Origin of the sequence: Gemella sp. oral taxon 928, from assembly GCF_001553915.1 — a bacterium.
Taxonomy (GTDB): domain Bacteria; phylum Bacillota; class Bacilli; order Staphylococcales; family Gemellaceae; genus Gemella; species Gemella massiliensis.
Genome location: NZ_CP014233.1, coordinates 949,985 through 969,791, shown reverse-complemented (window position 1 = coordinate 969,791; position 19,807 = coordinate 949,985). Strand labels below are relative to the sequence as shown.

At 28.8% G+C, this 19,807-nt stretch carries 17 protein-coding genes and 1 pseudogene; 1 reads left to right on the top strand and 17 read right to left on the bottom strand.

The features are described from left to right. Nucleotides 1-446 precede the first annotated feature (446 nt). A complete protein-coding gene (locus tag AXE85_RS04370) occupies nucleotides 447-1,430 on the bottom strand; it encodes a DDE-type integrase/transposase/recombinase (protein WP_062174724.1) in 984 nt (327 codons plus the stop codon). Nucleotides 1,431-1,611: 181 nt separating this feature from the next. Here AXE85_RS04370 and AXE85_RS04365 point away from each other — a divergent pair, with 181 nt between their 5' ends. After that, on the top strand, nucleotides 1,612-2,859 hold the full coding sequence (locus AXE85_RS04365; RefSeq protein WP_062173373.1) for an aminotransferase class I/II-fold pyridoxal phosphate-dependent enzyme: 1,248 nt from the start codon (nucleotides 1,612-1,614) through the stop codon (nucleotides 2,857-2,859). A 243-nt stretch (nucleotides 2,860-3,102) separates the two neighbouring features. Here the strand turns inward: AXE85_RS04365 and tnpA are convergent, their stop codons facing one another. From tnpA to AXE85_RS04285, 16 genes and pseudogenes are all read right to left on the bottom strand, one after another. Continuing rightward, complete coding sequence (gene tnpA / locus AXE85_RS04360) at nucleotides 3,103-3,567, bottom strand: IS200/IS605 family transposase (protein WP_062171958.1); 465 nt, start codon at nucleotides 3,565-3,567, stop codon at nucleotides 3,103-3,105. Between the two features lie 256 nt (nucleotides 3,568-3,823). Next, on the bottom strand, nucleotides 3,824-4,285 hold the full coding sequence (locus AXE85_RS04355; RefSeq protein WP_062173370.1) for a hypothetical protein: 462 nt from the start codon (nucleotides 4,283-4,285) through the stop codon (nucleotides 3,824-3,826). Nucleotides 4,286-4,444: 159 nt separating this feature from the next. Further along, on the bottom strand, nucleotides 4,445-4,894 hold the full coding sequence (locus tag AXE85_RS04350; RefSeq protein WP_062173368.1) for a hypothetical protein: 450 nt from the start codon (nucleotides 4,892-4,894) through the stop codon (nucleotides 4,445-4,447). A 695-nt stretch (nucleotides 4,895-5,589) separates the two neighbouring features. After that, nucleotides 5,590-7,335, bottom strand: a complete 1,746-nt coding sequence (gene cydC / locus AXE85_RS04345; protein WP_072520416.1) for a thiol reductant ABC exporter subunit CydC — start codon at nucleotides 7,333-7,335, stop codon at nucleotides 5,590-5,592. Then, nucleotides 7,322-9,037 (bottom strand): thiol reductant ABC exporter subunit CydD, encoded by a 1,716-nt coding sequence (gene cydD / locus AXE85_RS04340; protein WP_062173366.1) that lies wholly within the window; start codon nucleotides 9,035-9,037, stop codon nucleotides 7,322-7,324. Before cydD ends, cydC begins: the two co-directional genes overlap by 14 nt. Before the next feature lie 3 nt (nucleotides 9,038-9,040). Beyond that, nucleotides 9,041-10,069: a cytochrome d ubiquinol oxidase subunit II gene (gene cydB, locus AXE85_RS04335; RefSeq protein WP_062173364.1), complete on the bottom strand. Its 1,029-nt coding sequence runs from the start codon at nucleotides 10,067-10,069 to the stop codon at nucleotides 9,041-9,043. 1 nt (nucleotide 10,070) lies between these two features. After that, nucleotides 10,071-11,453 (bottom strand): cytochrome ubiquinol oxidase subunit I, encoded by a 1,383-nt coding sequence (locus AXE85_RS04330; protein WP_062173362.1) that lies wholly within the window; start codon nucleotides 11,451-11,453, stop codon nucleotides 10,071-10,073. 194 nt (nucleotides 11,454-11,647) lie between these two features. Next, nucleotides 11,648-12,001 carry a DUF1634 domain-containing protein gene (locus tag AXE85_RS04325; RefSeq protein WP_062173361.1) on the bottom strand — a complete coding sequence of 118 codons (354 nt, stop codon included), beginning with the start codon at nucleotides 11,999-12,001 and terminating at the stop codon, nucleotides 11,648-11,650. After that, nucleotides 12,002-12,846, bottom strand: a pseudogene (locus tag AXE85_RS04320) (sulfite exporter TauE/SafE family protein). It abuts the gene before it with no gap. A 12-nt stretch (nucleotides 12,847-12,858) separates the two neighbouring features. Continuing rightward, nucleotides 12,859-13,491: a thiamine diphosphokinase gene (locus AXE85_RS04315; protein WP_062173359.1), complete on the bottom strand. Its 633-nt coding sequence runs from the start codon at nucleotides 13,489-13,491 to the stop codon at nucleotides 12,859-12,861. Then, on the bottom strand, nucleotides 13,491-14,135 hold the full coding sequence (gene rpe / locus AXE85_RS04310; RefSeq protein WP_062173357.1) for a ribulose-phosphate 3-epimerase: 645 nt from the start codon (nucleotides 14,133-14,135) through the stop codon (nucleotides 13,491-13,493). The genes AXE85_RS04315 and rpe overlap by 1 nt, the downstream gene beginning before the upstream one ends. Before the next feature lie 103 nt (nucleotides 14,136-14,238). Beyond that, nucleotides 14,239-15,108 carry a ribosome small subunit-dependent GTPase A gene (gene rsgA, locus AXE85_RS04305; protein WP_062173355.1) on the bottom strand — a complete coding sequence of 290 codons (870 nt, stop codon included), beginning with the start codon at nucleotides 15,106-15,108 and terminating at the stop codon, nucleotides 14,239-14,241. Between the two features lie 23 nt (nucleotides 15,109-15,131). Next, nucleotides 15,132-16,850 carry a DNA repair protein RecN gene (recN, locus tag AXE85_RS04300; RefSeq protein ID WP_062173353.1) on the bottom strand — a complete coding sequence of 573 codons (1,719 nt, stop codon included), beginning with the start codon at nucleotides 16,848-16,850 and terminating at the stop codon, nucleotides 15,132-15,134. A 16-nt stretch (nucleotides 16,851-16,866) separates the two neighbouring features. Continuing rightward, on the bottom strand, nucleotides 16,867-17,676 hold the full coding sequence (locus tag AXE85_RS04295) for a TlyA family RNA methyltransferase (protein WP_062173351.1): 810 nt from the start codon (nucleotides 17,674-17,676) through the stop codon (nucleotides 16,867-16,869). 455 nt (nucleotides 17,677-18,131) lie between these two features. Next, nucleotides 18,132-19,109 (bottom strand): BtrH N-terminal domain-containing protein, encoded by a 978-nt coding sequence (locus AXE85_RS04290; protein WP_062173349.1) that lies wholly within the window; start codon nucleotides 19,107-19,109, stop codon nucleotides 18,132-18,134. Next, nucleotides 19,106-19,621, bottom strand: coding sequence for a PadR family transcriptional regulator (locus AXE85_RS04285; protein WP_062173347.1), 516 nt, complete (start codon nucleotides 19,619-19,621; stop codon nucleotides 19,106-19,108). Before AXE85_RS04285 ends, AXE85_RS04290 begins: the two co-directional genes overlap by 4 nt. Nucleotides 19,622-19,807 lie beyond the last annotated feature (186 nt).

Genomic DNA, 19,807 nt, shown 5'->3' with positions numbered 1-19,807 from the left:
TTTTTGATGAATTTTATTTATAGAATATTTTGAAAAATGAAATTTTCTATTTAAAATATTAAAATATGAAAAATAACGTAAAATAGCATGATTATAGCAAAAATAAAATTAATTTTTCTCGTGAAGAAATCATTATTTTTTAAGTATTAAAGAATTAAAATATTTGTAATCAAACTTTTTAAATTTTATAATTTTTGTACATTTGTAAATGATGTGAGACAAAAAAGTAAAAAATAAATACCGGATATAATAGAATTACATAGAAGCTAGCTTCTATGTAAACCGTATGAAGCCCCCGACGTAAAATACATTATTTGATTAGATTTGTCAGCTTTAATTCCTTAGAGAACATTTCAGATTTCTAAAACTTATTTGTCAAGGATTTGAAAAAGGCGTAGCCCTTGTCCTTGACAAATAAGTTGTGAAATCTATTATCTAACAAGGAATTAAAGCCGGCATATTTTTATAGACTCTTTCCGTAACTCTTTTCTTTTTTCAACAGGAGAAAGCCAATTTAAAGTCTGCATAGGAAGACGGTTAGAGCGATATAGATACTTTTTCATCTGAGATATAAGATCATCATACGAAAAGAAAGATAAACGCCTGTAAAAACGTTCATTATCATTTCTATGACTACGTTCAACCTTACCGTTATGTCTAGGAGTTCTAGGTCTAATAAGTTGATGTTTAATGCCAAGATTATTACACAATACATCAAAAGGGTGTATTCGTTTAGTATCTTTAAAATGTGTAAATTCAAAACCATTATCAGTTTGAATTATCTTGGGTTTATACCCAAAATAATCAATAGCCATTTTAACAAATTGAACAGTAGAATATGATGATTGTTCTTTAAAAGGGAAAATAAATCTTTCCCTAGTAGCTTCATCAATGATAGTATATTGATAAAATTTATCAGGAATTTCTCCTACATAACAACGTTTAGGAACATATTTCACATCAAGTTGCCATTTTTTACCAATTTCAGTAGGTGTATTATAGGGTTTAGGTTTATAAGGAATTACTTTTTTCTTAGTATCTTTATAAAAACCTAATTTTCTAAGCACTCTAAATAAAGAACAAGGATGTCTTTTATAACCTTTGTTGAATTTAAGTTTAGCATATAATTCAATCATAGAAATATTAGGATTACGTTTAATAAGATTTTTAATCCAAGACAATTCTTCAACTGTATGGGCGTTAGGGTGAATGGAATGAGGTCTATGAGACTTATCTATAAGAGACTCTTTAGTACCGTCATATTTTTTATTCCAACGCAAAAGAGAGGCTTTTGATATTTTATAGCGCCTACAAACAAAACGAATAGAGTTACCGTTTTTATAAGTTTTAACTGCAGCTATTCTTGTTTGTAAAGTATGAGGTATATATCGTTGTGTTTTTTCTATATTTTCTGTTATAATAGTTTTCATAAGAGTAAATTCCTTTTTTTGATTTGTAGGTAACTTCATTATACAGGATTTACTCTTCTTTTTTTATTATATGTCTCACATCTATTGTAACACTACACAAACTTTTTAAATTTTATAATTTTACTTTAACGTTTTATTAATAAATATGATATAATAATTATATTAATTTAGGAGGTTTTTTATGTTATTTTTTTCCAAACTGGGTCAAAATTTAATTTTACCTAAAGATGTACTTATTCAATCAAAAGAAACAGTAGCAGTTAAAGGTGCTGTTAATGCTACTGTAGGGATAGCTACTAAAAATAAAAAAGCTATTGGATTAGATAAAATAGATGAAATTATTAATGAAATAAATAAAACTGAATATCTACCATACTCTCCCACACCGGGACTTCCTAGGCTTCGAGAACTTTGGAAGGAAAAAATCTTAAAAGATAACGATGCTTTAGATGAAAAGTATTTGTCACTTCCAATGGTAACAACCGGTATTACTCAAGGTATCGATACCGTGGCCAATCTTTTTAGCGAAAAAGGTGATGCTCTTCTGCTACCAAATCTATTCTGGCAAAACTATGCACAAATATATTCTGTAAAATTAGAAAATAAAATCTATAGATACACTCAATTCAATAATAAAAATAATTTTAATCTGGAAAATTTTGAAAAAACCCTATATTCTATAAAAGAAAATAAAATTTCAATAATTTTAAATTTTCCTAATAATCCAACGGGATACACCCCTTCTGTTAATGAATTATATTCATTGATTAATATTATAGATTCTTTTGCCAAAAAAAAACCTGCTAAGAAACTTATAATTATTTCTGATGATGCTTATTTTGGTTTATTTTTTGAAAAAAATCATAAAAATTCTTCATTAAATTTTACCGCTAAACTTTCTGATAATGAAAATTGTCTTGTTATAAAATTAGACGGAATTACTAAAGAGTTTTACAGTTGGGGGCTACGTATAGGATTTATTACTTATTATACAAAAGATTCCAACCTGAAAAATATTATTTTAGAAAAAACTCAAGGATATTTACGTAGCACAACTTCATCCCCTGCTAATTTATCTCAGCAAATAGCTATTTGTTTATTAACAAGTTCAGCAGCTATAGACCAAAAAATAAAAAACGATAAACTTGTTGAAGAACGCTACAATGTACTAAAAGGTGCAATAAGGGATCAAAAACTAGAAAATGAGGTAACTATTCTACCTTTTAATTCCGGTTATTTTTTCACTATAAAAATGCCAAATAATATTAATGCCCATAAATTTAGATTGAAATTTTTACATGAGTATAAGTACGGAGTTTATTCAATGGATGATAGACATATTCGTATTGCATTTTCTTGTTTAGATAAAGAGATTATTCCCGATTTAATTAAGAAATTTAAAGAGTGTGTTATAAGCTTCAAAAAATAATCAAGAAAATTTTTATTCACTTCACAAAATCGAACCGAATTTTAACTATAAAACCTTTGATTTAATCTAATTTAATTGATTATATAATAAAATTAGATGAACAATAATGACCACCCCTGAAAAGGGGTGGTTTTCTCTTCGGGTATAACCCTTTGTTACTAACACGCACCTCAAGGCGCTGGCTTTCACATTCGTTCAAGCCCTATTGTATTTTTACGCCCGCTACCCGTCAAACGGGTTTATCTATTTTTTCTTATTTCCAAATGGATTTGTATATTCTTTTGTTGTCAGTTTATCTATTGCAATATCATGCGCTTCTTGATCTTTGATGTATTTTCTTATTGTACCTTCATTCAAACCTACAGTACTTACATAGTATCCTTCTGCCCAAAACTTTCTATTCCCATACTTATACTTCAGGTTTGCATGCATATCAAATATCATCAGTGAACTTTTTCCTTTCAAATATCCCATAAAACTTGATACACTATATTTTAGTGGTATTGATAACAGCAAATGTATATGATCTGGCATTATATGTCCTTCTATTATTTCCACTCCTTTATACTTACATAACCTTTTTATTATATCTACTATATCTCGTTTGTATTGATTAAATTCTATTTTTCGTCTATACTTAGGGGTAAATACAATATGGTATTTACATATCCACTTTGTATGCGATAAACTATTATGTTTATTTGCCATAATTAAAATCATCCTTTCTTTATTTTAGTGCTTGAACTACTCTTATTTTATCAAGAAAGGATGATTTTTCAATTGTTTAACTCTTTTCTCGCACCCGCATAGCGGGTGGTTTATTGTTTCGGAGACTTCGCCTCCTCAACTGGCTAAAGCCATTAATGAAAAAATGCTAAACAACGTGATGCTGTTTAGCATTTTTTCATTATTTTTTTCTCGTGCACCGCATTTTAAACAGAGGATATTTTCTTATTTTGTTATCTTAATTCTTTTTTTCTACTTTTACAAAATCCCAAATTTTAGCTATATCATCTACACTCTTACTTACTTTAGAAATATTTTTTTCTGTTTTCCCATTTATATTATAACAATCATACACGTTGTATAAAACTATATCTCCATCCATATTTTCATATACCATTTTAAGGATATGTTTACCATCTTTATTCTTATCACTTGAAATATTATGGTATATTAATTCTTTTATATCTTTAGGATATTGTTGATAAAGTACATCTGTTTCTTTATCATTTCTGGGTTTTTTTCCGTCCCATAAAACACGGGCGATTGTTTTATCTTCTACAAATTTTACAGCACCCGGATCAATATATCCACCTATCTTTAATGATTTACCAATTTTAGTTAATTCATTTCCCATATGATAAACTTCATCGTCTTTTGTAATAATGTAACTTCCTTGAATATCTTTAGCATTATCTATCACTTTTTCAAATTTTTTATCAAATTTCTTATTATAAACTGTACCATCTTTTGTAAGGGCTAAAAACCAATAATTAAATACGCTAGATGAAACCTTAACTACATCTTTTATATCATCAATTTTAGTAAATTCTTTATATGTTTTATCAAAACCGTTGAATTTTTATTTACCAAATGAATATAAATTACCGTCTTTATCCACAGCTACAACACCTAAGTTATATGGAGTTGAACTAACAATATTCCCTCCCAGTTTTTTGGGTTCATTTAAGTGTCCTCCATTTATACTATCAACACCTTCTATGTACAAATCATTGTTTTTGTCAATCCAAGCATGTCCGGAAACAAGATCTTTTATATTTTCTAAAAACTTAGTCGGTTTATCAACATCAACAGTTTCTTTACTAAAGGCTAATCCCCCACCTATGTAATACGCATTTCCTTTGTTGGTAAGTACGGAAATTCTGGAACTATCCACTCTATATGTTTCTACTTGTTCTGTTCCTCCCGATGAGCTCTTTGAATCACTGCCCGATTTTCCACATCCTGTAACGATAAATAAACACATTACCGCTATAGTAAAAGCTACAATACCTTTTTTCATTTTTCTCATTTTAATATCTCCTTTTTTTGTTTTTTTATACTGCATTTCGCCTTTAGAAGTTACCCCTAATAACTTCTATACATTCTGTTTTAAGCTTATAACCACATCGAACTATATGATAATTATAAACTCAGACTTTACTTGCTACAGAATTTCTAAAAAATTCTCTTTAAAAATCTAAGCAAAAAGGCAAAAAATTCAGAATATTTAGCTAAAAATATTATAATATAATTGTAATAAAAAATCGACTTTTTTTATATTCGTATAGTACCAAGTTTTCTTTATTAATTTTCAAAGCAAATTCAAGTTTCACTATAATAGCTAACTTTGTACTCATAGTTTCATAACTTAGATATTAAGCTTTTTTCATTATGAATTTTATTGTTTCATTGAATAAATTTTTTGTTATTTCTTGAATAGTATTAATTGTTTAAACGTCATATTTTTTAATTAAATATATAATGATATTTATTTTTATTTCTATTAATAATTTTATATGGTAATTTTTTTCATTGCCATAATAATGGTTTTTTATCCTATATAATTTTTATAATTTTTTAATATTTTCATACAAAAATATTAAAAATCCTAGAAATGAGTTTTTTACAACTATTTCTTGGATTTTCTTTATTTTTGAATCAACTTTATTATATTCCATATCGCTACAGAACTATTTAATTTGATTAATTCAAAGGTATATATATCTATTTTATATTATCCATATCGTACAATTTACGATATTTTTCATTCGTTCTATACAACTTTTCATGTGTACCATCCATTTCTACACATCCATCTTTAATAAATATTATTCTATCCATATATTCAATAGAATTTAGATGATGCGTAATCCACACTATTGTTTTATCTTTACTTGTTTCAAAAATTGTTTTTAATAATTCATGTTCTGTTTTTGGATCAAGTCCAACAGTCGGTTCATCAAGTAACAGTAATTCATTATTTTGAATAATACTACGTGCAAAAGCTATACGTTGTCTTTCTCCACCCGAAAATCTACTACCCATTTCAAAAACATTTGTATCAATACCTTCCGATAGACTATCAATTAATGATGTTAATTGTGCTTTGTCCAAACTCTCAATTATTTTTTCGTTAATTTCCTTATCACTTAATACAATATCATCATTATCAAGTAATGATAATTTTAAATTTTCTTTAATTGTCATATCAAACAAATAAGGTTTTTGATTTAAAAGCGAAATTTCCGTACCTAATAATTTTTCACTTGGTACTTTATTCAATACTGAAATATTTCCTGTATAATTCGTATATGTTCCTGTCAGCAATTTAATAAGCGTTGATTTCCCTACACCACTTCGCCCTAATATTGCAACTTTTTCTCCTTTTTTTATAGAAAGTGAAATATTATTTAAAATTGTTTTCCCATCTTCATATTCAAAACTTACATTTTCAATATCAATAATATTATTTTCTTTATTATTTTTTGTAACTATTGTATCTAATGTTTTTTCTTCTTGTGCGTAGAACTCTTTAACTCGATTAATCGATACTTCATATCCCGGCATATGTGAGATTGCCTCACCCGTCATAACAGCAACACTCATTACAGATAGTGCCATCATACAAAATGAAGCTATATAAACATTTTCTATTGTATTATTTAATGTCATGTTCCAACAGCTGTAAATCATAAAAAATACAGTAAAACCCGCTAATAAGTTAACAATATTTTCTCTAAAATGAACGAATGCCTTTATCTTTGCTTCACGTTTAAGAAGTCGAGATTCTTTTTCTTGATAATCAATCATAAACTCTTTTATTTTATTTGATGAGATCCAATCACTTATTCCAAATACTGCACTCGTAAAATTACGATATAAATCATATTTTGCTTTTTTCATTATATGGAAATTATTACGTGTAAATATAAGGGATACAAATGGGACAACAAAGATGATAAACAATCCGAATAATGTAGCAATTATAGCATAACTCATATCATAACCAAACATTACTGTCACGAAAATCACATATAATATAAGTGAGATAACACTAGGAAAAATAGTCTTTAAATAAATATTTTGTAAATGTTCTATATCCTCCGATATAATTCCTAATAAATCACCTGATTTATATTCTTTTTTTAATTTCAGTGCTTGTGGTTCTAGTATTTTATACACCCTACTTCTCATTTTTTCAATAATACCCAGCACTAAATTATGACTTAATAGACGTTGCACATAAGCAAATGTAGATTGTGATAATGAAAAGGTTCTTGTTAATACTGTCGGCACTTGTAACATTAGTATATTCCCTAAACGTAATGATGACTTACTGATAAGAAATCCTGATACATACATCAGTGCTGCACCGCTAACTACAGAAAACATACCCAGTAGAACTACGGCACTCATCATTTTTTTGTTGCGTCTGATTTCAGTTCTAATAATAGAATTATTTTTCACCATAGCCACCTCCTACTAAATTTGATTTTAATTTATCATATCTATCACTTACTCTAAAATCAGAGATTTTTTCATAATCTACCACTTTTCCACTATCTAAATGAACGATATAATCTGTATTATTTAACCAATGCAATCTATGCGTTGCTATAATAACCGTGCGTTCTTTAAATAATTCAAGCAATTTTTCTTTTATCTCAAATTCGGTTTCAATATCTAAATGACTTGTCGGTTCATCGAGAATAATAATTTCTCTATCACTAATTAAAGCACGTGCTATTGCTACACGTTGTGCTTGCCCACCGCTTAATTCTTGTCCGGCTTCTCCGATTAAAGTGTCATATTTATCCGGTAGTGTGTTAATAAAACTATCCAATCCTACTATGTTACACACCTGTTCTAAGCGTTTATCACTTATATTTTCATCTGTATAAAAGAGAATATTGTTACGTATCGTATCAGGGAAAATATATGGAAATTGTGAAATATATGAAATTTTTAATGCCCATTGTATATCAGTAAGTTTTATTTCCTCATTATTAATACGAAGTATTCCTGTAGTTTGATTATTAAAACCGGCTAAAATAGAAATAAGAGATGTCTTACCACTACCGCTTTGTCCTACAAGGCACACCCTATCTCCTTTATTAATCGTTAAGGATATATTATTTAGAATAATTTTATTATCTTTTTGTAAACTAATATTTTCCAATGAAATATTTTTGACATTTGAAATATTAACTTTTTCTTCTTTATTTTTTATATTTTTTATTATCATACGATGAATATCTTCATATGCCATTTGACCATCTAATGTTGCATGATAATCTGTAGCAGCTTGTTTCATCGGCAGGAAAAATTCCGGTGCTATCAACAAAACTGTTAACGACGGTAATAACACTGTACTACCATCAAGCAAAAGTATTCCCAATCTTACTGCAAGCAGTGCAATAGCAATAGTGGTTAAAAAATCCAACGCAAAACTATTTAAAAATGCCACGGTTAGTGTTTTCATCGTACTTTGACGATATTCACTATTTTTTTTCTCCATGATAGGTAAATAATTTTTACTAATACCTAAAAATTTTAAAGTTTCTATTCCTCTAACAGTATCTATAAAATTATTTGATAAAGCACGATATTTTTTATATTGTCTATTAGCCATATCTCGAGCATTAATACCGAGCAAAATCATAAAAATTACAATTACCGGTATTACCGATATTATCATAAGTGCAGATACATAATCAGTATAAAATATAAATATTACTATAAGAGCAGGTATAATACCGCCACGTAACTTTTTCGATACATTAAGCTCAAAATATTGTTTTACTTTGCCAATTCCGTCAATAGCTAAAGTAACTAATTTACCGGAACCTTCTCTTGTTGTAAACTCAGGTCCTAAATTAAAATAACTGCTTAATAATTCTTTACGCAGGTTTTTTTCAAATTCAATAGCGTGTTTTTCTGTCACATACTGCTCCAAATGTAAAAACAGCGTTCTAAATATATAACCCATTAAAAAAAGTATACTATCTCTTAATACATTATCAAAATTTTTATCAAACAATCCCACGATAGCCTTAGCTAAAAAAGCAGCCTGTATAATAATACAAACTGCTTCTAATGTTGATAATACTAATAATGTCAATGTAAGACTTTTTTTAACAGGAAGTTTCAACTTTTCTTCCTTTTTCTTCATCAATTAGTACTCCAATTCATCTTCTTTTGTTAGTCGTTTTCTAAAAATAGAATATGACCATACTTGGTATCCAAGGACGAATGGCAATAAGAATAACGCTACTATTGTCATAAGTCTTAGAGTATAAATTCCGCTTGCAGCATCATATATAAATAGTGATTGTGTAACATCATTACTGTTTATGATAGCTCTTGGGAACATTCCAACAAAAACACTCAATGTAAGGAATGCTAACGTACCAGATGTACATAAAAATGCCGATAAATCTTTTCCTTTGAAGTTTAAAATGAACGAAACTACGAAGAACGCCACAGCTATTAATGCCAAGATTAATCCTATATAGTAATTATTTATAAAAATGTCCGTTTTAAACAACGCCCAAACTGCAAATACCAGTGTAACAACTGCAGCAAACGGGAATAATAGTGCGGAAATACCACGTGCGGCATTTCTTAATTCACCTGTTGTTTTAAGTGCTAAAAATTGTGCACCATGAACAAGCATTAGTAATAACATCATAATACCACCTAAAATAGTAAACGGTGATAATAATCCTAAAAATCCATCAATCAGATTTTTCTTATCATCAAGGTTAGCCCCTGTCATAAAATTAGCAACGGCTACTCCCCATAAAATCGGTGGTAAAAAGCTACCAATAAACATTGCGAAGTCACATGCTTTAATCCACTTTCTATTATTACCTAATTTACCTCTAAATTCAAACGAAACGCCTCGTAAAATTAAAGCAACAAGCATCAATACAAACGCAATATAATATCCGCTAAATAATTTACCATACCAGATAGGAAATGCGGCAAACATCGCTCCACCACCGGTAAGCAACCAAACTTCATTAGCATCCCAAAACGGACCGATTGTATTAAAGTACACACGTTTTTCAACATCATTAGTACCCAATATTTGTGCTAATATACCAACACCAAAATCATATCCTTCTAATACGAAAAATCCTGTAAATAACACTGTAATTAGTAAGAACCATATATTTGGTAAAGCTACTGACCAATCCATACTATGCTACCTCCCTTACAGTTGTTTCTTTTTTCTTCATCATATGTCTAAATAATACATATTGTGCTATACCTAATACTGTATATAAAATACAGAAGACCGCTAATGAAAATAGCACTGCTGCTCCGGAGTTAGAAGATACCCCTGATTCTGTAGGCATTACTCCAAAGATTATAAACGGTTGACGCCCCATTTCTGCCATAATCCAACCACAAGCAGTTGCTATCTCAGCTATCAGCAGCATCCATGGCATAATTTTTAAAAACCAACGTTTTTTAATTTCATTTTTTCTAAATGAGAATATTGTTCCCAATAATGCCATTAAGAATAATAATCCACCTGAAGCGCCCATAATTCTGAATGTATAATACATCACATGCACATTAGGAATATAATTTAAATGTTTTCCAATAATCGGATAATATTTTTCATCCATTTCTTTTTGAAGAGTGTGCATTCCTTTTAAACTACCTTCAAATTTATTGTATGCCAAGAAACTTAACATTCCAGGAATTTCAATTATTTCTTCTGTTTTTTGTTGTTTTTGGTCAATTTTTGCTAAAACAGAAAACGCCGCAACATTTCCCGAATCTTCATACATCGCTTCAGCAGCTGCTATTTTCATCGGATATTCTCTTACTAAATATTGTGCTTGAGAGTGACCGGTTACAAGTAATGCTGACGATCCTATTAAAGCACCTACAATAGAAACCTTAAATGCTTTTCTGAAGATTGAAACTTCATGACCTCTAACAATTTTCCATGCTGCAATTCCTGCTATAACAAATCCTCCTACAGTTAGTGATGTAGCAAGAATATGAGGGAATTGATTCCATAGATATGGATTTTTAACAATCGCAAAGAAGTCTATCATCTCTGCTTTTTTACCAATAATTTCGTTATCTACATATTTAACACCGACAGGATGTTGCATAAATGAGTTAGCTGATAAAATCCAAAACGCTGACATAATCGTTCCGATACTAACCAACCAAATACACATAGCATGTAATTTTTTATTAATTTTATCCCAAGAAAAAATCCAAATACCTATAAATGTTGATTCAAGATAAAACGCAAGCAATGCTTCGATCGCCAATGACGGACCAAATACATCTCCAACAAAAGATGAGTATTCAGACCAGTTCATTCCGAATTGAAACTCTTGTAAAATACCTGTTACGACCCCTACCGCGAAGTTAATTAGAAACAGATGCCCGAAAAACTTTGTGATTCTTTTATAATGTTCATCACCAGTTTTAACATAAATACTTTCAAATATCGCGATTAAGAATACCATACCTATTGTAATTGGTACGAAGAAAAAGTGGAACACTGTTGTTGCAGCGAATTGTATCCTTGCAAGTAATAGTGGATCCAACATAAAAATACCTCCTTTATTGTTTTAAATTATATTTAAAGTAAATATTACAATACTATTGTATAACATATTTTTATGATGTCAAAATAAAAATGTTAAAATATTGTATAATATCAACATTTTAACATTTTATGTTCACAATTTAGACAAATTTAGTTTTAATTAATAATGATAATAGCTATCAATAAGGGTTTTATTTAGTTATGTTTAACACCTAGCATTAAACTAATACACAAAATAATTAATACTATAATACAAACTTTTACAAATTTATATTCCTTTTCCGTATAATAAATTACTAATAATCCTAATATTCTTAAAACCGGAGTTAATATTAGAACAAAAATACCGCACATTAAATATGAATAATAATCAAATTTCGGCAAACCTTTTAACATTTTTATAAACGTATAATGTTCTATAACTAATCTACCGTCACTATGAGTAGTAAAAGCCAGAATAATACCTACAACGATAAATAAAGAACTGGTATAGACGCCTAATTTTAATATATTTGAAATAATAACATTAATATCCTTTTTATTATTCATCTACAGCACCCCCAGTCCTTTTAAGAACATATTGACTACAGTAAATAATAATATCGGTAAAAATATATATCGTATATATTTTGCTTCTAAACGTTGCATTACTTTCGCCCCTGTTCTTGAACCAATCAAAGTTCCAATAGCTATCGGTGCTGCTATTGTCGGATTAATTGTTCCATTGAAAAAATAAATTAATGCACTAGCTGTTGCGGTCACCCCCATCATAAAATTACTGGTTGCTGTACTTACTTTAATAGGTAATTTCATATAATTATCCAAGGCAATTACTTTAAAAGCACCACTTCCAATACCTAATAAACCGCTGGCAAATCCCGCACCAAACATAATCAGTGAACCATGAGGTACATTTGTTACGTTATAATTTACCGTTCTTTTTATTGCCTTATCATAATAAGATGAGTTTAATTTAAAAGTATCTGCATACTTATCATTCTCAACAATTTCTTCTACTCTTTTTTTAGTAATAATACCTGCTTTTTTCAACATTCCATAAAATGAGTTTAATAATATAAGTGAAAAGAATATATATAGTAGTTTTGATGAAAAAACTCCTGCCATCAAAGCTCCAACAACTCCACCCGCAGTTGTAAATATTTCAAGAAGCATTCCTACACGCATATTACTCATATGATCTTTTACAAAGGCTATTGCAGACCCGCTGCTTGTGGCTATTACCGCTACTATACTCGCTCCTATGGCATATTTAATATCAATACCGAATATAATAGTTAATGCCGGAGTAATAATAATTCCCCCCCAAGACCGACTAATGATCCTAAAAATCCGGAAAAAACAGCAATTAAAATAAATTGAATTATTTCTGTCATAATATCTCCTAACTAATCTTTTGCATAGATTACCAAACAATTTTTATCAACATCTAATTCTATTTTTTTATTATCAAAAAATTCATTACTGGTTGCATTAGGTCTGGTCAAAGTCAACTCTAAATTCTCCGCTTCGTATTTGGCGTTTTTTATTGTCATAATAGTATGTTCATATAAGGGGACTATTGACAAATATTTGTATTCTTTTTTAGGTAAAAATATATTCTTACCTGCTTTTGCCACCATAATAATGTTATTATCATCAACAATATTCATTATCGTTTTAGAGTATTTTTCACTATTAAGTAATAGTATATTTCCAAAAAAATGATCCAATCTTTTTCCGGTTGCACCATAAATATTTATGATTCTTATATTTTTACATATACTATGTATTTTTCTTAATGCAAAATCTGCATCCGTTTCTATTTCATTATTTTTCTTATAATAATATTTAGAATTATTTTCTATTCTAAGTCGCTCATTATCATTAACAGAATCAAAATCGCCACAACCGATTAATAGCTTAATTCCCCTATTCACTAAATATTTTGCTCCACCATCAACACCACACCAATGACCCGAAGGTATTGAGTTCGGCTTTTCTCCATCAAGCATTATATTTATCTGTTTTATTTGTTCCATTATTTTAGTAATTCTCCCAAGGTTTGTTTTTTATTCTCTGCCGCAAACAAAAATGAACCACATACTAACAAATCGGCTCCACGTTCACGACATAATTTTGATGTTTCAATGTTTATTCCACCATCTACTTGAATTAAATAATTATAATTTTTGTTTATTCTGATATTATTTAATTCCACTATTTTATCAAGCATTTCATTTATAAATTTTTGACCGCCGAATCCCGGATTTACTGTCATTATTAGTACATAATCTACCTTAGGCAATAAATACTTTATACTTTCGACAGAAGTCTGTGGATTAAGAACTATTCCTGCTTTTTTCCCCGAATTCTTAATAACTTGAATTACTCTATCTGCATGATTAGTAGCTTCAATATGAAACGATACCATATCACAGCCAATCTTACAAAAACGCTTCACGTAATTTTCCGGATTAGCTATCATTAAGTGGCAATCAAAAAGTGCTTTTGTTTTTGTTCTTATTGATTCTATAATTGGGAAACCAAATGAAATATTAGGTACAAAATTACCGTCCATTACATCAATATGTAGCATATCAATTCCGACTTGTTCCAATTCTTTTATATCTCTTTCTAAATTTGCAAAATCTGCTGATAAAATTGATGGTAGTATTTTTTTCATTTTCAAACTCCTTTAAATTATTTAATATATTATTTTGACATTTTAAAGTTAGAATTTTATATAATAAAATTACTAATTTCTCTGTAATATTTAACAAAAAAATTTAATATTTTTTTTTCTGTGTTTCTTTTTCTTTGAAAAACATTTTATAATCTTCATAACGACTCTGTAATACTTCTCCCATTTTGACAGCTTCCTTTACACCGCAATTAATTTCTTCCACGTGATTACATGGTTGAAATTTACATGAATAATTACTAAACTCTCTAAATAAATATTGAATATCTTCTTTTTCTATAAATGTTATATCTATCGAAGAAAATCCCGGGGTATCCGCTATATAAAAATCATCAAGTTTATAAAATTCTATATGCCTTGTCGTATGGCGACCACGTCCTAAATGTTTGGAAATTTCTGCTGTTTCTATATTTAGACTACCTGATAATTTGTTAATAAAGGTTGACTTTCCTGCACCGGATTGCCCTGAAATAGCTATGTACTCTCCGGCTAATTGTGATTTTATTTTACTTATATCTCCTTCATCGTTAGTATATACTTTATATCCTATACTTTTATAATACTTCATTACTTTACATATATACTCATGTTCAGTTTTATTTAATAAATCTAATTTGGTAAAAATTAAGATAATATCAACATTACTGTTTTCATTTAAACAAATAATCTTATTAAGTAACTTGCTGGAAAAATCAGGATCTTTTGCTGATATAATAACCAAATTGTGATCAATATTTACTACTTTCGGTCTCAACAATTCATTTTTTCTACCCAGTATTTTTACCACATACCCTGTATTATTATCAGTCATCTGAATAATTACATTATCACCAACCAACGGTACAATTCCATCATTACGAAAATTTCCTCGTGCTCGACAAGTAATCATCTTTTCTCCAACCTGTACGTAATAAAATCCACTTAATGCTTTTAAAATTTTGCCTTTTTTTGTCATAATCATCCTTTACACTTTTTATATTACATATCTTTATTGTTTTTAACAATATTATTTATTATATTTTTTTGTGTTTTCTTAGCTAATTCTAACATTTCCACCGCATGTTCTTCTGATAATTTTGTTAAATTATCTCCTGATAACATTCTGGCTACTTCCATTATTTTTTCTTGGTCATTCAACTCTTTTATTTTTGTTAATGTTCTTTTATCAAATATCACTTTTCTAATCAGCAAATTTGTATCAGCTAATGCCGTTGTTTGTGGTAAATGTGAAATACACAATACTTGCGAATTAACACCTAACTGATACATTTTTTCTGCCATACGTTGCGAAACACGTCCACTAACTCCGGTATCAATTTCGTCAAAAATAATTGACGTTGCCTCAATACTGCGTGAAAAAATAATCTTCAATGCTAACATAACACGCGAAAGTTCTCCACCGGAAGCAACTTTTGACAATGATTTAAGCGGTTCTCCTAAGTTAGCACTGATAAGTATTCGTACATCATCACAACCATCTTGTGCAAAATCTTTTTCTTTGAAATCAACTTTTATTATACTTTTTTCCATATATAAAAACTTAAGTTCTTCTTGTATTAAGCTTTCAAGATGAATTGCTGTTTTTTTTCGTGCTTCTGTAAGTTTTTTAGCTAATTTCTTTATATCTGTTTCTATTACCGCACTTCTTTTTAAATAATTTTCTACATTTTCTTCATAGTTTTCTAATTCTTCTAATTCCTCTACTATTTCTTCTTTTAAAATAATCAGTTCATTTAATTTGCGTGAATATTTTCGCTCCAACATACGTATCTTATCTAATCTGAAATTAAGTTTATTTAATTTTTCTTCATCGTATTCTATGTCATCTGTATAACTGGATATTTCATATCTTAAATCATCTAATATATAATATAAATTTGTTATTTCTTCATATTTTTCATCAAAATTATCATTGTAACTACTTAATTCTCCTAAGTTGGAACGAATTCTTCCTAATTTTGACAAAATTCCACGCTCACCGTCTATATCTTCAGAAATACTATATGCCAAACTATTAACTTTTTCGAAATTTTCTAAGTAATCAATCTCTTTTTCTAGTTCAAAATCTTCATCTTTTTTTAATTTTAACGATTCGAGTTCATTATATTGATATTTTAAAAAATCTATCTTTTGTAAAACATCACTCTCTTGTCGTTTCAAATTGGAAATTTTTTCTTGTATTACTTTATACTCTCTATATTTTTCTTTATATTTTACTAATATCGGTATTATTGTTTCTTTTGAAAAAGTATCTATTAAATTTAAGTGATTTTTTTCAACTAATAATACTTGATTATCGTGCTGTTCGTGAATATCCAATAGATAAGCGGTTACTTTTTTCAATGTTGCCAGATTTACAACAATACCATTAATACGACAAATACTTTTTCCTGTACTGTATATATCACGTCTTATAATAATAACTTCATCATCTTCTACACCGAGGTCTAACTCTTTAAATATTTTTGCTACTTCTTTACTTTTTGGAAAATCAAATACCCCTTCTACACTTGCCTTATCTTCTCCGTATCTTATATAAGAAGTTGATGTCCTTTGCCCTGAAAGTTGGGATATAGCTGCGAGTATCATAGATTTTCCCGCTCCGGTTTCACCGCTGAGTACAGTCAATCCGTTTTTTAATTCAAGCGTCGCTTGTTCAATAATACCAAACTGTTTAATATTTAATTGTATTAACACGTACCTTCCCCCTATTTTATTTGAAGTGATTATGAGCATTATTTACTACATGCTCAATATTTATACTACCGTTATTTATATCTTTTTTAGCATTATAACTAAGTATCATAAGAAATTCAATATTCCCTTCTCCACCGGTAATAGGAGAATATGTTAAGTTTATCATACTAAAACCGACGCTGTTAGCAAGTAATAATACTTTTTCAATTACTTCTGTTTGAATTTTCTTATCTCTCACTATTCCACCCTTACCAACTTTATCACGTCCGGCTTCAAATTGTGGTTTAACTAATGCACACACCATTCCGTTATCATTAATTATAGCAGCAAGATTAGGTAAAATTAATGACAATGAAATAAACGATACATCAATAGATGCTATATCAATCGGATATATATTAAAATCTTCTTTTACACTATATCGAAAGTTGGTTTGTTCCATAACTTTAACATGTTCATTATTCCGAAGTTTCCAAACCAGCTGATTAGTTCCTACATCAAGTGCATAAACAAATTTTGCACCATGTTGTAAAGCGCAATCGGTAAACCCGCCGGTTGATGAACCGATATCAAGCATAACTTTATCTTTTACATCAAAACCTAATTCACTAATTGCTTTTTCCAATTTAAGACCGCCTCGACTTACATATGGCATTTGTTTCCCTTTAATACGAAGTGTAGCAGTAAAATCTACTTTCTCCCCCGCCTTATCTATTCTTATATTATCATTATATACTATACCTGCCATAATGGCTCGTTTAGCTTTCTCTCTTGAATCAAATAATCCTTGACTGACGCAAAGGATATCCGCACGTTCTTTTGTCATAACTACCTCTTTATCCAGTAACATATTCTTTAATATTGATTATAAAAATTATTTTCTAATTTATTATTATTACTTTTAAAATCAAAAAATTATTATTTTCATATACACTTATGTTTAATTTTACCATATTGTATGATTTTTGGCTATGCGTTAACTTGTCCTTTGTTAAATTAATAAAAATAGAGAACGACCTAAAATCGTGATTTCGTTAGAAATCAATTTTATATGATCGCTCCCACACAGTTCATTAAATTTAAGAAAAACTCTTTAAAATATATCTCTAAATCAATTTACCATAACGTATAACTACTAATGAGTAAATTATACTAGAATTTTTAACTTTTAAATCGCTCCTTATATTCTTAATTTTTTATCAACTGACATTTTTATATTCTACTGTAAAAATTTCCTTTTATTCTACATCATATCATTATCATGATAAATAAAATAATGACTTAAATATCTTTCAGTAACTCCATAGTCTCTTTTTCTTTTTTTGAAATAATTTTTAATATATCAGCAGCTTGTAAAACGCAGATACGTTCATCTGTTTCTCCTATTTTTTCAAATAGAGAAATTACCTCTGCCCATTTTTTAGCAATGTCGATAAATTCATTATACGCATGTTTAATAACTTGATTATTTGTTATTTGATATGCTTCGTGCAAAAAATCACGATAAATATTTCTAAATAACGCTCCACCGGTTCCTGATCTCTCCATTAGCATTGCAGAAGTTGAAAACTCGAATTTTCTATTTGTTGATCTATCAAACCATTTTATAATTTCTTTACTTGCTTTCTCAATACCTTTATAATTTAAGTTCTTAATAGGTGGATTCAGATAAGTATGTGCATTATTACGGATTGCGGTTATAATTGCTTCTTTCAATGGTATTATATCATTATCTTTTTCAAGGATATAATATAAATTTTTAGATGACATAGGTCCTTTTTCACTTCGTGCCATGGCTAAACTTTCTAATGATGTTTTCACATCAGAACCTTGTTGAACTGTATCAACTAAATAAGCATTTTTATCATCGTATCCAAGTATCGCAACATAATGACCTGCGAAATGGGGCGGATTTTTAAAATATTCCAAGTGATAGCAATCTAATTTTAAACCAACAGCCTTCCCACTATCAAGTAGTTGTTTTACCTCTTTCCATGCTTTTATTTTTGATGTTGTTTCTTTGACGGTTAATTTGAGATTCAAATTTTGTGCTATATTTTTTGTTAGTAAATCTGTTTTAATACGCCCTCCTATAAAAGGAAAATCCATATTTTTCATATTCCATATAATAAAGCCCAATCCTTGTCCTAAACCGAATAGTAACGGTTCGCTTAATTCAATTCCTAGTTGATTTAATAAAGTTCCTGTTGCTGTACTTTCACAGTGTTGCCCTATAAACGCTTTCGTTGTTATTTTCATTTTCTTAATCTCTCCAATTCATTTTTTATCCAACTTAACTCTGCTTTCAATAATACTTCACTTAAGCTAAATAATTGTCTTGCTGCTTGGACATTGCTACCTTTTTTCATTTTTTCTTGTAGAATTTTTAAATCTGTTAATAATACAGCTTGTCTGTCTTCTAAAGCAGTTATTAGTTCTAATGTATTAATTAAATGACTTGTAGCTAATCCTGTCATAAGATGTGTATTAGCAGGTTTTCTTTCTGAAATTTGATTTTTTGTTTTTTCTTTTAGCACTTCCATTCCCAAGTCCGTTATCTTATATTGTTTTTTCTCCTTTCCCTTAGTTGAAAGACTGGTTGCTAATTGCTTTTTCTCCAGACGTTCAAGTACATAATAGATAGAAGAAAAACCGATTTCTGCCGATTTTCTCATACCTCTTTCAGTGATTAAATTTTCTATATGATAACCATGCTGTGGTTGTTCTGCTAAAAGTCCCAGTATTATTTGTTCTGTTAATGATATTTTCATATTATTATTCTAGCACTAGAATACTTTCGTGTCAAATAAATATTAAATAACTATTTTTCAAAAAATTTAAACTCAATTTATAAAGATTTAATTATAAAATCTTTATAAATTATTTGCTCGGCTACTTTTATTATATTTATAATTTTTCTTTTCGGTATTTTGAAACTATAATGGTTAATATATAAA

What these genes read in the sequence shown, in the direction of transcription:
- AXE85_RS04315 (WP_062173359.1), bottom strand. Translation starts at nt 13,491, where the DNA reads ATGGAACAAATAAAACAGATAAATATAATGCTTGATGGAGAAAAGCCG.
- AXE85_RS04285 (WP_062173347.1), bottom strand. Translation starts at nt 19,621, where the DNA reads ATGAAAATATCATTAACAGAACAAATAATACTGGGACTTTTAGCAGAA.
- AXE85_RS04325 (WP_062173361.1), bottom strand. Translation starts at nt 12,001, where the DNA reads ATGAATAATAAAAAGGATATTAATGTTATTATTTCAAATATATTAAAA.
- AXE85_RS04365 (WP_062173373.1), top strand. Translation starts at nt 1,612, where the DNA reads ATGTTATTTTTTTCCAAACTGGGTCAAAATTTAATTTTACCTAAAGAT.
- cydD (WP_062173366.1), bottom strand. Translation starts at nt 9,037, where the DNA reads ATGAAGAAAAAGGAAGAAAAGTTGAAACTTCCTGTTAAAAAAAGTCTT.
- AXE85_RS04370 (WP_062174724.1), bottom strand. Translation starts at nt 1,430, where the DNA reads ATGAAAACTATTATAACAGAAAATATAGAAAAAACACAACGATATATA.
- rpe (WP_062173357.1), bottom strand. Translation starts at nt 14,135, where the DNA reads ATGAAAAAAATACTACCATCAATTTTATCAGCAGATTTTGCAAATTTA.
- AXE85_RS04295 (WP_062173351.1), bottom strand. Translation starts at nt 17,676, where the DNA reads ATGACAAAAGAACGTGCGGATATCCTTTGCGTCAGTCAAGGATTATTT.
- rsgA (WP_062173355.1), bottom strand. Translation starts at nt 15,108, where the DNA reads ATGACAAAAAAAGGCAAAATTTTAAAAGCATTAAGTGGATTTTATTAC.
- tnpA (WP_062171958.1), bottom strand. Translation starts at nt 3,567, where the DNA reads ATGGCAAATAAACATAATAGTTTATCGCATACAAAGTGGATATGTAAA.
- cydC (WP_072520416.1), bottom strand. Translation starts at nt 7,335, where the DNA reads ATGGTGAAAAATAATTCTATTATTAGAACTGAAATCAGACGCAACAAA.
- AXE85_RS04350 (WP_062173368.1), bottom strand. Translation starts at nt 4,894, where the DNA reads ATGAGAAAAATGAAAAAAGGTATTGTAGCTTTTACTATAGCGGTAATG.
- AXE85_RS04330 (WP_062173362.1), bottom strand. Translation starts at nt 11,453, where the DNA reads ATGTTGGATCCACTATTACTTGCAAGGATACAATTCGCTGCAACAACA.
- cydB (WP_062173364.1), bottom strand. Translation starts at nt 10,069, where the DNA reads ATGGATTGGTCAGTAGCTTTACCAAATATATGGTTCTTACTAATTACA.
- AXE85_RS04290 (WP_062173349.1), bottom strand. Translation starts at nt 19,109, where the DNA reads ATGAAAATAACAACGAAAGCGTTTATAGGGCAACACTGTGAAAGTACA.